Origin of the sequence: Methanosarcina horonobensis HB-1 = JCM 15518 (assembly GCF_000970285.1) — an archaeon.
In the GTDB taxonomy this organism is placed as follows: Archaea; Halobacteriota; Methanosarcinia; order Methanosarcinales; family Methanosarcinaceae; genus Methanosarcina; species Methanosarcina horonobensis.
Window position 1 is genome coordinate 3,208,501 of record NZ_CP009516.1, and the last position, 13,796, is coordinate 3,222,296.

Genomic DNA, 13,796 nt, shown 5'->3' on the forward strand with positions numbered 1-13,796 from the left:
CTATGTCAGAAACAGAAATGAAAACCGAAGCAACAACAGAAACAAAATCAGAGGAAAACAAGTCTTTCCTGCCAAAAAAAATCCGCATTAAAACCTCAAAATTCAGGCGTGGAAAAATAGCCTGGGCTCTTAAATTGTTGCCTGGCTCCTCTGAGCTTGAACTCGTAAAAATGAGGCTCATAGATGGCAGGCTCCGGAACTGGCTAGAAAATGAAGACTATGCTTTAGGATCCCCTGCCATGAAACTCAATGACGGTAAAAACCTGCATGACCTGTATATCCTGGACGCTGCCAAAGGCTGCACAGTCACGACTCACATAGTCAGGGACCCTGATAAGTACATGTTAGACAGGGGAGATGGGACAGAAATCCATCTTGGAACAAACCCTTACCTGGTTCAGCAAATAACAGATGCGACAGTCTTACAAAATGCTTTCAAAATCAAGCCCGATGAAAAAGAAAAGCTAAAATCCATGATTAGCGGGCTTGCTATCGGGGTTCTTATTGGCTTGATGTTTTAAGGGGGGATAATTCACGGATCCGGAAGAAAGAAAAAAGGCCTTACAAACTCAGGTAAGCCAGGATAAAGAGCAGCAAAGAAAACAGGCCTTACACGCTGCAGTTGCAGGAAATACAGAAATAGCTTTCAGGATAGCTGCAGGGCAGGGCCTTATAGATCCCCAAACCCCAGGAATGTTTGACCTTTCAGAAGAGCAGATAACGGCTTTTTCCCTGTATTCAGCAGTTAATGAAAGTATACTCCCTCTTCCTGGAACTATGAAGTTTCTGGATACCTTCTGCAAACACTCAGCTAGTAGGGAACGCCAGGGAAGAAAAGAACTAGTGGAGCTCGCAACCCCTCACCCTATAAGCCCTCTATTCTGGCCTCGGGGAGATGAAGTTCAAGACTCCAGAACCTCCGGAGGCCTGTTCTCAAAAATAGGAGGATTATTCAAAAAACCAAAAAGGGGAGAAACTGTAAATGATGCGAAACCCGAACGGCAGTAAACCAGGTCTTCCTTTTCTTCTCGCTGAAGCTCTACGGTCCTTAATTTACACGGTTGAAGGGTCCCTTCACGGGCGGTTAAACTCCCTTTCTCTTATTTACTCCCTCACAAAAGCCATAACGGACACAAAACACAAAGGCCAGCTGGAAGATGCGGATAAGAAAATCTATGAAAGCATAAACTCGGACATAGAAGAACTAAGAAACACTTACGAACCTGACATAGACGTATCAGAAAATGCTCATGCAGCCCTTTTTAAAAGAACAGCCTTCGAAACGACCTTAGATCTGATTCAAACCCGGCTTTTATACATAATTCAAAAATACGAATTAATAGACGGCTCCATGATCGGAGAAGTACAGGCTACTAAATGGAGGGATTAAAACAATGTTACCAGACACTTTTCAAATGACAAGTGAACTGTTTACTAACTATACCTATATCATCTGCGGAATCTCGGCCCTTATAGGTTTTATAATTGGCCGTATGCCTTCCGGATGGTTTAAAAAACAGAAGAAACCGGAAGCGGAGGGATAACTTATATCTCTCTTAGATCTTTCAAATAAGTCCGGATGGGAAAAGGCCTTTTTTAACAACTTCGTTAAGCAACCAGGAGAGCACCTTTTAGATGTAGCAATCACTGGCAGCGGTAAAACTAATTTCCTTTACTGGATCGTTGATGCAATTCTGGGAGCTCGGGACAAGCAGGACCCCAAAGACTGGGAAACTGTTGTCTGGTTTGACCGGGGAAAAAGCTCAGAGATTCTGCAGCTGTGCCGGATGTCTCCCTGCAGGATAATAGTACCTGAGTCCTGCAATGTTAAGACGGAGTTCTTTGACCCGGATAACCAGTTTGATATTGAGATAGTCAAATTCTCAAACTATACCGATATGTGGCACCTGCTGGACAGGGACAGGATAAACATTATCTCGGTATTTCCTTACCTCTCAGATCCGGCTCTCGTAGGTCCTACTACAGCTAAAATCTTTAAGGTCCTGGTCCGGGAAGCAAAAAAATACAATATCATACCAAAGAACACAACAAAAGGAAACAGGTCCCCGCCAATAGCTCTGTTTATTGACGAACTGCATAACATAGCCCCTAGCAGAGGGCAAGGCCTTGCAGATCAGGACGGAGCAGGGGCAATTATACAGCTGAATGCAGAACAGTTAAGGAGCCGTAAAATCCGTTTGATAGGCAGTACTCATGGCTGGCGAAAACTGCGACCTGGTCTCAGGGTTTCTTTTCAATGGCTTGTAATCCAGAGGGGGGCGAATTTTCCAAGCGCAGAGCAGCCAAAACTAAGCAGGTTTAACAGGGAGTTTGAAAAACTTCAGCCAGGATGGGCTATGATTGTGTTTCCTAACAGGGTATTCACGGATAAAATAAAACTCCCATTTTATGGCAGGCCTGACGAGTCAATAGGTTATGTATGGTACATAGGGGAAATACACGCAAAAAAGCGTAAACCATCAACCAACAAAACTGATATCTCAGAACTAGCTGCAGTAATTGCTGAAGCAATAAGAGCAGGCGGGCAATCTAATGCCGTTATTTAATCTATCCTAGACTCAAAGCAACTTATACATTTAAATACTCTATTCTCTTTTTTATCTTGGGAGGGTAGTATGTTAAGTATAGTTATGCCTCGAGTAATGGGATTTGAACGCAGAAACAGAATTCAAGTATTTACACAGATCGAAAAAGAATTATGCGACTGTGTGGAAATGAACCTGCTGGATTTAAACGATGTTCTAAATGTGGCTCTGGAAAAATATCTGCAGGGCTCTTATTCTCCAAATACGAAGAGTATTATAGTGATACCTCGTATTAAGTCCCGGAAGTTTAACCGTGTTGCAGCCAGGCCTTATATTGAACAGGAACTCCTGAACGAAGTATCAAAAAGGTTGCTTGACCTAAAAAACACTCTAAATCTGTCACTTGAATATTATTTACTCGAACGTTCAGATATTCTTTATTACTGTTCTATAAATTAACTAATATTCCGATGTATGGAAAAATGATTAAATATGGTTCATATGGATGTACAGTTAGGGAATTTCCTTATACACAAATTCTTACTGATTTTTTGCTTGACTGCCAAGTCAGAAACTTTTCACCTAGGACGGTCCAAAGCTACAAGAGCCACATAAAATATTTTCTTTCCAGATACTCTATACAGATAAATCCAGTAGATTTGAAAGACTTCCTGGTTCATATAAGGGATGAAAAAGGTTATGCAGCCTCGACAGTGGAAAACTACTTTGCTTCTTTATCTTGTTTCTGTGATTATCTGGAATGGGAAGGAATTATTCAGGAAAATATAATTCCCAAATTCCGAAAAAGGTATTTACGATATTACAAAGATCCTCTTCCTGAAGAAAGACAACTTATCAGCCTTGAACAAATGAAGGATCTAATAAATTCTGCTGAGGATTTGCAAACTAAAACAATATTCCTTATTTTTGCTAAAACAGGTATTCGAAGGCAGGAACTTATAGATCTGGACCGTTCAGATGTTTATTCTAAACAGAACATGATTATTCTTAAGAACCATCATTTTAAGCGATCTAATAGAACCGTTTTTTATGATAATGAATGTTCTTTTTACCTTGATAGATATATCAAGTGGAGATATAATCACAGAATAAATAAGCCTGCTCTTTTTCTCGGTGTTCAGGGTAGCCGGATTAGCAGAGATACTGTATACAATATTACTACAGAACATGCTGAAAAATTAGGATTTCATGACCCTACAGGCAGGCTGGAAGAAAAATTTACCCCTCACTGTTTCCGGCATTTCTTTACTACCTGGATGATAAGGTCCGGATGTCCTCGAGAATATGTTCAGGAACTCCGGGGAGATTCCAGGAAGGAAGCTATAGATATTTATCATCACATTAAGCATGATGAGCTAAGAGAGACTTATTTAAAATATATTCCAAAACTGGGAATAAAGATCTAATTTGTCTGAATTGCTAATCTGAGGGGGTAACTCATTGCAGAGAGAAAAGAAAAAATAAAGTCTGCAATAAGAATATATAAATAAGACTAACATAGATAGTTCGATCATACGAAAAGAAGGTATTCACAATGGCAAAGCCTATTGAACTTGGTCTTGTTCTTGAAGGAGAAGATGCAAAGGAATTCTTCAGGAACGAAAAAAATCCTGTAGTTTCAAAGAAAATGGTTGAGATGTTCAAGCGAGCAAAGAAAATACATGAGAAAAACAGGTTTTAAGCTTGAACTCTATAATTTCAGACTCTGAACTTCGTACAATATCCCTTAATAAAAATCATAATCTCTCTTCTTTTAGCTGCTTAAGCGGGGAATTGAATGATTTTCTAAAAAACGATGCTCTGAATGATCAAAGTAATCTAATAAGCAGAACCAGTTTATGCTTTTGGGATGACGAACTGGTAGGATTTTTTACTTTGATAGCAGATACAATTGAAGCTAAGGCTGTAACAGATGGACTTGAACATTACGAATATCGTAAATATCCTGGGGTTAAAATTGCCAGATTAGCAGTAGATTCCAGATTTGAAAGAAGAGGAATAGGTACTTATCTGTTACTTGCAGCCATAGGTAAAACATTATCTATTTGCGATAATATAGGGTGTAGATATATTCTCGTAGATTCAAAAAAAGACTCAATCGGCTTCTATCAAAAAAATGAATTCAAACTTGTAGATAAATACAAAAATCGAGAGTTCGTTCCAATGTATCTTAATATGCAGCCGATTATTTCTGAAATGAACCTTGAGAATAGTAGCTAAACAAATGTTTTAATTTAATCAGAGTTTCTTTAAGTGCCGCAACACAAAAAAAAGTAGGTTAGACAAGAAACGAACAAAAAAGACTATTTTTTTAAGGCTTCTAGTGAGTTACGCTGAGGGGGAGAACCGAACGTTTTAACCGTTCTAGTTCCCCCATCAGTTAACTTCACTGGCTGAATTTTTATCGTAAACCCTTTTGCCTTTCAGAGAAGGTCGGAAACGCACTTTTGAAAAAAGTATATTCCTTCTCAAGGCCTGGGACCTGTTACCAGCAGGTCGACATTCACAGCCAAACCATATATAGTGCCTTCATGGTTTAATAATGTTCTTATATCAGTAAATTCTCAATTACTGTTTAGCTAAGGACTTTACCAGAGTTCTTGGACTAATTTCAGGAAATGCACGATGAGAAACACTATACCCGAGAGCGAAAGCTCTGTATTAGTTCCAACTAGTAACGCCTCTGAACTCAGAAACTTTTTGGCTCAGAAATCAGAAAGAACCCGAAAATGTTGTCCCTTCTGCGGATCTCTCCGGGTCGAGCGAAAGGTCAAAACAAAAGATTATCTCTGCCTCAGCTGTCTAAGATATTTTTGTTATCCTCACACTAAAATTACAAAACCGGGAGGTAATTCTGGTGCTCTTCCTAAAGCCTTAATGGCTTCTGAAACTGCGCAAATGTCGCCCTGGCTGCCAGTCGTGGTAACAGTATTTTGCTGTATTTTTATCGGTATTCTGATGCTCGCTTTCTGCCTCTCAATCCTTGCGGGGGTGAGCCTGTGAGAGGTCTAATGCCTGCCAGAGTCCCGGCCCACAAAGCCCGGAAAGTAGAACTCAGATCTCACCTTCCTGAACTCATCTTCCAAACAAGAGGAGAAATCAAACCTGCATACAGGAACACAATAAGAAACCTTTTCCAGACTCCAGATCTTGAAAAACTCTATCCTCAAGAGGTGCAGGCATGAGCCGAAGAAAAGCATTCTCTGCCTTCTTCGAAGATTCGCCTTGCTTGGAATCTGTCACTCAAGCAGAAGAATTTACGGTCCGAGAAAAAATTCTCTCAATTCGTGCCTATGTCGGAATCTGGGGGTGTGTGCAGTGAACACTCAGACAATTATTAATTACTCTGTCTATGTACTCACTGTCCTCCTGTATCTCGCTCTTGACATGCTCACATACAAGGGGGTGAGCCTGTGACCTGCGAAAACTGCGGAAATCCTGCCTGGAATTTCCAAAACATGAACAACGGGGAATATTACAGGTGTCCTGTCTGCGGAACATGCTATTACTCTATTCCCGTCTCACCTGCGGAGGCGGTCTAAATGGTCCGGGAATGCTGCAAAACCTGCCGGGGTTATGCTCACAACTCTATCAATCACGGCGTAGGCTGTTACGGATGTCAAAAATCTTGTGACGATTGCCTACATAATTACTGTGTGGCTTGTGGTGGCTGCACAGCTAAAAACAAAAAAACTCCTTGGCTTAATAGGCCATGCTCGGAGGCGGTCCTTTGATCTCAACAGATCTTCTCCTTTCTGACGACTGCCCGCAGCCGGAAATAGATTTTAAGGGCACAGGAAAAGCAGTCATATGGAAAAGAATGTTCCAGACTGGCATTCTCCAGGACAAACTTCCCGACGGGCTTCTATCTCTCCGCAGATATCCGGGCAGATCTGCGCAAAACGAACCCTTATACTATGTCATATTCGCCTCTCCGATCCCTGGGTACAGCTGGGTATCTGAAGAATCCGACTATGAAACCGCGTTCTCAACATACAGTTCCCTCGTATACGAGGAATTTATCTGAGGGGGTGAAGCAGTGAGCGCGAATATAGAAGGGAATACCTTAGCAAGCCACAACGGCTGCCAAATGGAAAACATAATCAAATCTCTGTATCCGGAGGCTGAATTTCACTATAAAGGAGTCATCGACTTTGTAATCGACGGGGTAAAAGTCGAAAACAAATCCTGTCAGGAATACATCAATGCAACAGGGAATCACAACGGCATGAGGTCAGGTAGGTTCTGCTTTGATGCCCTGCAGCACCAAACTCTCATAGAGCAAGGAGGAGACTATTCTTTCCTCGTCCAAAAAGATTCTAACCCTATCTTTTTCGCCAGGGTCCATGCAAAAAATCTTAAGCTCGGGAAATGGTCAGGGGTCAAAGCTGTCTGCTGGAAAACTATCATGCGGATGGTGATCTGATGGGACAAAAACGCGATAAAAGCGGGCTCAAAGGTCCGCTATTCTCTGCACTTTCGCCCGAAGATCAGCAAGAAGTCCGCGCCCTCATGAAAGTGTACAATGATACTACTCTCGATACTCCTTACTTTGAAGTTGAGCAATTTTATCACGCAGTTATCCGGGGGGTGAACACGTGAGGCCTTTCAGATACATCTTGCGTAATCATCGATACGAAAAACTATACGCCAAAAGTGAAAGAGCCGGACGTCTCTATTTTTCAAGGGATGTATATTCCACAGGTACAGGATCTCTCAGGACAGGTCCACGTCATCACGTCCATAACCTCGCAGGGAGGAGGGTATAATGCAGCCTCTCTATACTCGTTGCCTGCGCTGTGGACGCTCTCTCAGAGATCATAAGAGCAAAAGCCGGGGTTACGGTCCAACGTGTTGGAAAAAAGTGCTGCCCACTCTGCCCTCTTGCCCTCCTACAACAGAAATCCGGAGTATTGAAAATATCTTCGCGGTCAACTCGGTTTATGACTCTCTCCGGGTCCGTGTCTCTTCTCATTCCTGCCCTTCCTGTGGGGCTCTCCTGAGTTCTGCGGAGGTCCACAGTTACGACCATGAAGACGGGCTGAACCTTCGGGGCTTCTTGCGTCCTCAATGGATCTACATAACTTGTACTCGCTGCGGGGCAGATATTGCCCTGCACAAACTCACGCGGGACGGTTGCGGGGATCTTTGCAAGCATCACCGGCAGATTTCGCTAGTTGAGGCTCTGAGGGTCTAATCTTTTCTAATTTTTTTTGAAACCAGAATATCACAGGTTCCTACGGGGGTATTTTGCTCATGTCCATTTCTATCGACCAACAAAAAACCATTCAGGATTTTTGCTTATCAGAACCAAGAACGGTTAATCAAATTGCAGAAAAACTAAAACTATTAGGAGAAAACGCAATCAAAAGCCTATACAACTTTTTAAAAACACAAAAAGCTAACATGCTTTTTTTCATAGAAAACGCCGGAGGGTTCGTATGGATACGAACAAACCCTTTATATTTTTTTCAAAAATCTACTAGACTTGATACTATGATAAGCAAAACGGAGAAAAAACCAGAATGTGAATCGGGAGACTCGGAATCTAAAACCGATAGCAGTAAAACCTATAAAAAAATAGAAAATCTGAACAGGGCTTCCCCTGAGCGATTGGAGGCAATATTAAAAATGAACCGAATAAATAAATTTGGGTTTTATAATAAAGACTCAAAACAATTCGAGTACACTACAGAAATGAAAAATGAAATCGATTCACTCTTCCGGGATTACTGCACCCGGATAAAATCTGAAAAAATCGTATTAACTCGGTCTCCCGATGGGAACCCTGTATTCGCTCAAGACATCTATGTCAATTACAAAACCCGGTTTACGGATCAGGGCAGACAGCAGGAAAACATAGAAGGCTTTAAGCGGGCTTACTGGCAGGCAAGCCATAAGCATATGAAAGGGGTCTTCCTGACCCTAACGGCTCCTTCCTGTCCTTCTAAAACTTTATGGGCTGCCAATACGGACCTTCTTCAAACCTGGAAAAAATTTCAAATATTTCTAACAAAAATCTTGCCGGACCGGGCAGACTGGATTTGCGTAAGAGAGTTTCAGCAGAACGGCAGACTGCATTTTCACATCATGATTACCGGGATAAACTGGCTCGCCACAAAAAAACTAATTCAGTATACCTGGGTCAAATACGGCGGTGGTCCTATCCTGGACATCCATACAATCCATCAGGATTATAGGGGCTGGCACTGGTCAAGGTCCTGCCCTCTCGAAGCTGCAGGCTCAGAACCCCAGGACTTCTTAGAATCATATCTCGAAAAAAGTATGTCTGGTTCAGGGGGCTCTCTCTATTGGGTCATGGGCTGTAGAAACTGGACCTGCTCTAAATCCCTTCTTCCAAAAAAAGAAAAAATTCACGAAAACAAGCCCGTAAAACCTTCTAAAAATAAATATTTTCTTAAGGGGGTAATTTCAGCCCTTTCTGGCTTCCGGGCATCTCGTAGAAAGGACTCTCTGAGTCTCTTCTCAGGCTCTCTCACGAGTTCAAAAAAGAGGGCAATAGAACAGAAGGCAGAACAAAAAATAAAAAAGCCTGCTCAAAATCTGAGCTTTAGAAGAGCTACAGATCTAAGCTATCAATGTTAAACGGGGTGTTCTCAATGTGTCTTCCTGAATCAATGCAAGATTTTTATCAGTTCAACATTTATAAAATTTATAATGAAATTGGCCTTTCTGAAAAAGCCAGGATTTACGCGGAAACGTCAGCTTTCCTTTTCTGGGGTTACTTTGAACTTTATAAGGAATTCATGCCGGAGTAATTAATTATGGCTCTCAACCTAATTGAATTCGACAACTACAGCAAACTCTTAGATGAGCTCGGCCTCTCAGAAGAGGCCCGTATCATAGACGAATATGTCTCGTACAGAATAGTTGATCTCGGGTGATCCTATGAAACCAAACATGGAACAAATCAAGTACTTAGAAGATTACTGGGAAATCATAGAAGAAGACATCATAGTAGAAGCAAACATTAGAGCAGAAGAAGATCTCAGAGCAGAAAAATATCATATCTCAATCATGCAGGCTCAGGGCTCTAAACAGCCCTGTAATGATCTTTCACGTGAAGCCGAGATAGCTTTACGTTCTGCTCCTTCTCTCAGCTGGTCAGAATTTATCCAAAAATGGGGGTAAAAAATAATGATTAAAAGAAATGAAAGAATACGCATAGCTGATATGTCGCCAATTCAATCCTCATCAGAGTGTGAATATTTTGGGAGTCAAGACGAATGTATAAAATTATATGCTCTGTGTAAAGCATGCCCGTGTAATCAGTGCTCGGTACGCGAAGACTGCAGAGAAACACAAAATGAAATGTACGATTATATAGAGGGGATACATGGTATTTCTATAACTTGCCCTAAAGAATATGCTCTAGAACTATCTGAAATCATGCTTGGTATAGATAAGTATGTTAAACGAAAAGTAAAGATGATTCCTGGGTGTAAAGTGGATTATAATTTTTTAAACTCTTTTGAGTATGTCAATGATATTGATAACTAATTTATCTCAATAAGAGGACTGCTTTCTTTTCGGTTTTGTATTCCTGGCCGCACAACCGTAGAAAGTTAGATTTCTAACTTTTAATGGATACGGGAACAAAATTTTTTGCAGAAAAAGATACTTTCCTGAAAATCAGAGTAAACAAACTAGTCTTTTTTTACTCGTCTAATTTTCTCTTATTTTCCTCAGTAAACTATTTATTCTAATAGTTACGTTACTATTAATTGTAATAGTAAGTAAGGAAGATGTACAAATCTACGGGGCTTAACCTATGGATGCAAATAAAGTAAAGGTGCAGCAATTGAAAACAGGTCAGCTTATCATAACTATCCCTAGATCTATTGCAGCCTCTAAAGGTTGGGGAAAGGGCACAATCTTAGAATATAAAGAAGATCGTTTCGGAGCTCTCACTCTTCAGGAGGCAAAAGAATGAGACCTGCATTTGAAAACCTGGGCTTCATAGAGTCTCATATTGAATTAAGGTCTTTGTATACACAAACAGAAGCATTATCACGCCTTCATGAAGTCAAAGAGTACATTCTCAAACTGGAAAAATATATATTAGAAAAAGACGGGCTTGATAAATTCTATGAGCTGCGTGGAGAAGATAAGGAGGTTAAGGCTTGATCAGAATCTATTATAGGGTCTCAACAGAAAAACAAGATTTTGATATGCAGTATAAGGCTATTAGGGACCTCTGCACAAGCAAAGGAATAGATTACATGTCCTGCCAGGTATATCAGGACTTTGGGATCTCTGGAACTACAGCAGACCGTCCGGACTACAAAAGATTATTATCTGAGGTACAACCCTTCGACACTCTTATTGTCTACGAAGTCTCAAGGCTTTGGAGAGACCTAGAAGAACAATCAAGAGCAATGAAAGCCTTACTCAAAAACAATGTAAATATAATATCCGTAGCTGACGGAGAAATAAAATCATTAACGGACACTCTCTTTGCTGATATCAAAGGGTCAGTAAATCAGTTCGAGGCCCGCAGGCTAAAAGAGCGAATTAATGCAGGCATCCGGGCTAAAAAAGAAAAAGTCGCTAAAGGTGAAGATTCATGGAATGGCAGGGGGCCAGATAAAGAAAAAAGAAAAACAGACGGCTATAAAGTAAGATGGGCTCGATACAGGGAGGCAAAAAATAATGTCTGAAATAGATAACCATTATTTTAATAATTATTCTACTTCCTCTTTTTTTTCAAAAGCGATTTAATTAATATCCTCTTCTTCTTTTCTTGGGTTCACTCTTAACATTCTTTTCTCTCTCTTTTTTCAAAAGCGATTTAATTAATATCCTCTTCTCTTTTTGTCTATCTTTCATGGGGATCTGGTAGATCTCCCGGAAACCTCACAGCAGGCCAAAACAACAACAAAAAAAAGAGTCTTCAACCAGGCTTCAACCCGGCGAAAGGTTATTTTTTGGGTTAGATATAATCATTTCAAAAAACATTCGTTGTCGTTGTTTCTTCGTCAAAAACTCTACCTATCAGGCTTGGCGCTTCCTCAGCTTTCGACAGCCAAACGTTCAAAGTCGAAACAGGGATATCTGATAGTTCTGCTACCTTTCGCTTCGTGATACCTTCATCACTCACAAGCTTGCTCACCAGGTTCAGGTATGCCTGATTCACTCTTGTAAGGGTCTTAAGCTCCCTCTTAGAAAATATCTCTTCTTCTGGCTCTTTCTCTTCCTCTCCAATCTCCCTGAAATACTCATCTTTCTTCTTCAAGTAATTCTTGTATAGGCTCTTAGAAACTCCTGTAAGCTCAAAAAGCTCATCCATCTGTGGGAGAGGTATCTGTCCTATCTGCTGATATGTCCCGTCTTTCTCGACCTTATACGGGGCTATAAGGGGTTCCTGAATATAATCAGTCACAATTGCATAAGGCATTGCATACGTTTGCGTGAACGGCTTCCTATTTTGATCTATTACGTTCACAGCCTTCAACTTGTGGAAACAATCCAGCTGCAGCCGGATATCTCCATCAAGGAACTTAAGGTGCTGAAAATTTCCGAATAAGGCAATTTTCCGGTATCCGTAAACCTGCAAAGTCTTCGAAATTATCTTGTTTCGCTCGTCCATAAAATCACGAGAATACGCAGAAGCCCCGGCTTCCTCCCATACTACAGCGGCCTCAGTTTCCTCATTCAGTGTTTTCTTAAGCTCATCAATCCCAAAACAAATCTTTTCCTCTGAAAAATCCGGATCTACAGCCGAAGCAGCAGCCAAACAAAACACACTCTTCCCGGATCTCCGCTTCCCTATGCACGCCTGGAACGAAGAATTTTCAAAAAGAAATGCGTTCTTCGCAACATCTACAAAATACCAGAACCAGTTGAACAATACACTATTTTCGCTCATAACTTCACCTCAAGCGGAGAAATCTCGTTCTCTTCTAGGGTCCTGTTATATGCGGCAACAACCTGTCTCAGGTCCCGTTCAGACTCATAATATATGTTGCCTGACTGAGCGTTCGGAATCATGTCAGCCAAAATCGTCTTTCTCAGGGCTGCAATACATATTCTCTCAATTATTCCGGAAAATCTATACTCACATAAAATTTTCAGGTCAATATTTCTATTATATATAGAATTGATGTTTTCTATTGAATATATCTCGCTAGTGTTCATTTTAGCTTTAGATGTCTGGTCTATATACTTTTTATAGTTAGACACAATATTTTCAATCTTTTCAAGCAACTCTATATCTTTTTTATCAAAAGACAGAATTGCCATATTTTTTAAATGGCCAACAAGATCTATATAAGAAATATACTCTTGATTTTTCAGGGCCTCAGTCATAGAAATCATAATGTCCTGATACGGGTACATAAAACTAATCGGCTTACTTCCGTCTATAAACTTATATGCGCTCATATGCTAACCTCCTTGTAACATATAATTCCGTTTTCGAATAACTATTACAATTATATAGTATATGTACTCTATAGTTATTCGGGAGGTGTATAGTATAATGAAGAAAGTAAACACTTATCTGTCAAATTGTTATAATCGCGGATTCACCGCCGTACTCGAATCTAAATCCGGAAAAGGCTTCCGTGCATTTTCCAGAAACGAAGGTGGGTATATGGCAGGCAATGCCATTGGAATCCTGGTCCTGCTCGTAACTCTAATGCTCTGTGCTCTCCTGTTCGGTACTTTACAGGGCCAGACAGACAGTAAAATAGCTGTCCTGCAGAGCGAAGAGGCAAACGCCAGCTATGCCAACATTAAGACCACTGGATGGGGATCTATTGACCTCTTCGGCATGGTCCCGTACGTGGCGGTCTTTATCGTAATCCTCGGCATGCTGATGGGGCTCACCAGAGAAAGCCGCTAAAAGGGGGTGTTCCACCTCATGGAACAAACTTTTTTTTTATTTCTCGAAATCACAGCCTTCCTGATCTTCTTCTACGGAATTGAAAGAGACAGCTGGCATGGTCTTCTTATCTTTCTAAGCTCTGCAATATTTCTTGCTCTCTCTCTCGCATCATTCGATATTGAAAAAATATACGTACTCTTCAATGAAACAAGCGGAGCAATAGAAAGCTACTCGACAACTCAATATGATTCTGTTTTCGGTTACCTAAACAGCATCATGGGTCTATTCTCTATAGCCCTTGGCCTCATCAAAATAATAGTCTATAGAGAATCAATGAAACCACAAGACTAAGGGGGTCTTACTCTGAAATCTTTCTCTGA

27 protein-coding genes are annotated in these 13,796 nt (G+C 40.8%); 25 read left to right on the forward strand and 2 right to left on the reverse strand.

Features of this window, described 5'->3' with window-relative positions; genetic code table 11:
• The first annotated feature begins 2 nt into the window (after positions 1–2).
• The 23 genes from MSHOH_RS14030 (at position 3) to MSHOH_RS14110 (ending at position 11,248) form a co-directional block, all read left to right on the forward strand.
• Positions 3–521, forward strand: a complete 519-nt coding sequence (locus tag MSHOH_RS14030; RefSeq protein ID WP_048140503.1) for a hypothetical protein — start codon at positions 3–5, stop codon at positions 519–521.
• Between the two features lie 172 nt (positions 522–693).
• Entirely contained in the window at positions 694–1,008 is a 315-nt protein-coding gene (locus MSHOH_RS14035; protein ID WP_048140505.1) for a hypothetical protein, read from the forward strand.
• Positions 983–1,390: a hypothetical protein gene (locus MSHOH_RS14040; protein WP_048140507.1), complete on the forward strand. Its 408-nt coding sequence runs from the start codon at positions 983–985 to the stop codon at positions 1,388–1,390. The genes MSHOH_RS14035 and MSHOH_RS14040 overlap by 26 nt, the downstream gene beginning before the upstream one ends.
• A 25-nt stretch (positions 1,391–1,415) precedes the next feature.
• Positions 1,416–1,544 (forward strand): hypothetical protein, encoded by a 129-nt coding sequence (locus MSHOH_RS25720; RefSeq protein WP_275425534.1) that lies wholly within the window; start codon positions 1,416–1,418, stop codon positions 1,542–1,544.
• A gap of 243 nt (positions 1,545–1,787) precedes the next feature.
• Positions 1,788–2,567, forward strand: a complete 780-nt coding sequence (locus MSHOH_RS14045) for an AAA family ATPase (RefSeq protein WP_048140509.1) — start codon at positions 1,788–1,790, stop codon at positions 2,565–2,567.
• Positions 2,568–2,636: 69 nt separating this feature from the next.
• Entirely contained in the window at positions 2,637–3,005 is a 369-nt protein-coding gene (locus MSHOH_RS14050; RefSeq protein WP_158024175.1) for a hypothetical protein, read from the forward strand.
• Between the two features lie 11 nt (positions 3,006–3,016).
• Entirely contained in the window at positions 3,017–3,973 is a 957-nt protein-coding gene (locus tag MSHOH_RS14055) for a tyrosine-type recombinase/integrase (protein ID WP_239450984.1), read from the forward strand.
• Between the two features lie 128 nt (positions 3,974–4,101).
• Positions 4,102–4,248 carry a hypothetical protein gene (locus tag MSHOH_RS24715; protein ID WP_204245329.1) on the forward strand — a complete coding sequence of 49 codons (147 nt, stop codon included), beginning with the start codon at positions 4,102–4,104 and terminating at the stop codon, positions 4,246–4,248.
• Between the two features lie 2 nt (positions 4,249–4,250).
• The gene (locus MSHOH_RS14060) at positions 4,251–4,787 is read left to right on the forward strand and encodes a GNAT family N-acetyltransferase (RefSeq protein ID WP_048140515.1); all 537 of its coding nucleotides are present in this window, start codon (positions 4,251–4,253) and stop codon (positions 4,785–4,787) included.
• A gap of 779 nt (positions 4,788–5,566) precedes the next feature.
• A complete protein-coding gene (locus tag MSHOH_RS23900) occupies positions 5,567–5,752 on the forward strand; it encodes a hypothetical protein (protein ID WP_158024176.1) in 186 nt (61 codons plus the stop codon).
• Positions 5,749–5,889: a hypothetical protein gene (locus tag MSHOH_RS23905; protein ID WP_158024177.1), complete on the forward strand. Its 141-nt coding sequence runs from the start codon at positions 5,749–5,751 to the stop codon at positions 5,887–5,889. Before MSHOH_RS23900 ends, MSHOH_RS23905 begins: the two co-directional genes overlap by 4 nt.
• A gap of 91 nt (positions 5,890–5,980) precedes the next feature.
• Entirely contained in the window at positions 5,981–6,109 is a 129-nt protein-coding gene (locus tag MSHOH_RS25725) for a hypothetical protein (RefSeq protein ID WP_269849040.1), read from the forward strand.
• Between the two features lie 188 nt (positions 6,110–6,297).
• Positions 6,298–6,594, forward strand: a complete 297-nt coding sequence (locus MSHOH_RS14070) for a hypothetical protein (protein WP_048140519.1) — start codon at positions 6,298–6,300, stop codon at positions 6,592–6,594.
• Between the two features lie 12 nt (positions 6,595–6,606).
• A complete protein-coding gene (locus MSHOH_RS14075; RefSeq protein ID WP_048140520.1) occupies positions 6,607–6,993 on the forward strand; it encodes a hypothetical protein in 387 nt (128 codons plus the stop codon).
• On the forward strand, positions 6,993–7,169 hold the full coding sequence (locus MSHOH_RS23910; protein WP_158024178.1) for a hypothetical protein: 177 nt from the start codon (positions 6,993–6,995) through the stop codon (positions 7,167–7,169). The genes MSHOH_RS14075 and MSHOH_RS23910 overlap by 1 nt, the downstream gene beginning before the upstream one ends.
• A complete protein-coding gene (locus MSHOH_RS23915) occupies positions 7,166–7,336 on the forward strand; it encodes a hypothetical protein (RefSeq protein WP_158024179.1) in 171 nt (56 codons plus the stop codon). The genes MSHOH_RS23910 and MSHOH_RS23915 overlap by 4 nt, the downstream gene beginning before the upstream one ends.
• Complete coding sequence (locus tag MSHOH_RS23920) at positions 7,336–7,764, forward strand: DUF6011 domain-containing protein (protein WP_158024180.1); 429 nt, start codon at positions 7,336–7,338, stop codon at positions 7,762–7,764. The genes MSHOH_RS23915 and MSHOH_RS23920 overlap by 1 nt, the downstream gene beginning before the upstream one ends.
• Before the next feature lie 434 nt (positions 7,765–8,198).
• Positions 8,199–9,173, forward strand: a complete 975-nt coding sequence (locus MSHOH_RS14085; RefSeq protein WP_158024181.1) for a rolling circle replication-associated protein — start codon at positions 8,199–8,201, stop codon at positions 9,171–9,173.
• A gap of 303 nt (positions 9,174–9,476) precedes the next feature.
• Positions 9,477–9,719: a hypothetical protein gene (locus MSHOH_RS14095; RefSeq protein WP_048139747.1), complete on the forward strand. Its 243-nt coding sequence runs from the start codon at positions 9,477–9,479 to the stop codon at positions 9,717–9,719.
• Positions 9,720–9,725: 6 nt separating this feature from the next.
• Positions 9,726–10,088 (forward strand): hypothetical protein, encoded by a 363-nt coding sequence (locus MSHOH_RS14100; protein WP_048139749.1) that lies wholly within the window; start codon positions 9,726–9,728, stop codon positions 10,086–10,088.
• 271 nt (positions 10,089–10,359) lie between these two features.
• Entirely contained in the window at positions 10,360–10,521 is a 162-nt protein-coding gene (locus tag MSHOH_RS23925; protein ID WP_158024182.1) for a hypothetical protein, read from the forward strand.
• Complete coding sequence (locus MSHOH_RS14105) at positions 10,518–10,715, forward strand: hypothetical protein (protein WP_048140525.1); 198 nt, start codon at positions 10,518–10,520, stop codon at positions 10,713–10,715. The genes MSHOH_RS23925 and MSHOH_RS14105 overlap by 4 nt, the downstream gene beginning before the upstream one ends.
• Complete coding sequence (locus tag MSHOH_RS14110; protein ID WP_048140529.1) at positions 10,712–11,248, forward strand: recombinase family protein; 537 nt, start codon at positions 10,712–10,714, stop codon at positions 11,246–11,248. The genes MSHOH_RS14105 and MSHOH_RS14110 overlap by 4 nt, the downstream gene beginning before the upstream one ends.
• A gap of 287 nt (positions 11,249–11,535) precedes the next feature.
• Here the strand turns inward: MSHOH_RS14110 and MSHOH_RS14115 are convergent, their stop codons facing one another.
• Entirely contained in the window at positions 11,536–12,456 is a 921-nt protein-coding gene (locus MSHOH_RS14115; protein WP_048140531.1) for a hypothetical protein, read from the reverse strand.
• The gene (locus MSHOH_RS14120) at positions 12,453–12,971 is read right to left on the reverse strand and encodes a hypothetical protein (protein WP_048140532.1); all 519 of its coding nucleotides are present in this window, start codon (positions 12,969–12,971) and stop codon (positions 12,453–12,455) included. The genes MSHOH_RS14115 and MSHOH_RS14120 overlap by 4 nt, the downstream gene beginning before the upstream one ends.
• A gap of 97 nt (positions 12,972–13,068) precedes the next feature.
• Between MSHOH_RS14120 and MSHOH_RS14125 the strand changes: the two genes are divergently transcribed.
• Both MSHOH_RS14125 and MSHOH_RS14130 read left to right on the forward strand, forming a co-directional pair.
• Entirely contained in the window at positions 13,069–13,434 is a 366-nt protein-coding gene (locus tag MSHOH_RS14125) for a hypothetical protein (protein WP_048140533.1), read from the forward strand.
• Between the two features lie 18 nt (positions 13,435–13,452).
• Entirely contained in the window at positions 13,453–13,767 is a 315-nt protein-coding gene (locus tag MSHOH_RS14130; RefSeq protein ID WP_048140534.1) for a hypothetical protein, read from the forward strand.
• Positions 13,768–13,796: the final 29 nt, after the last annotated feature.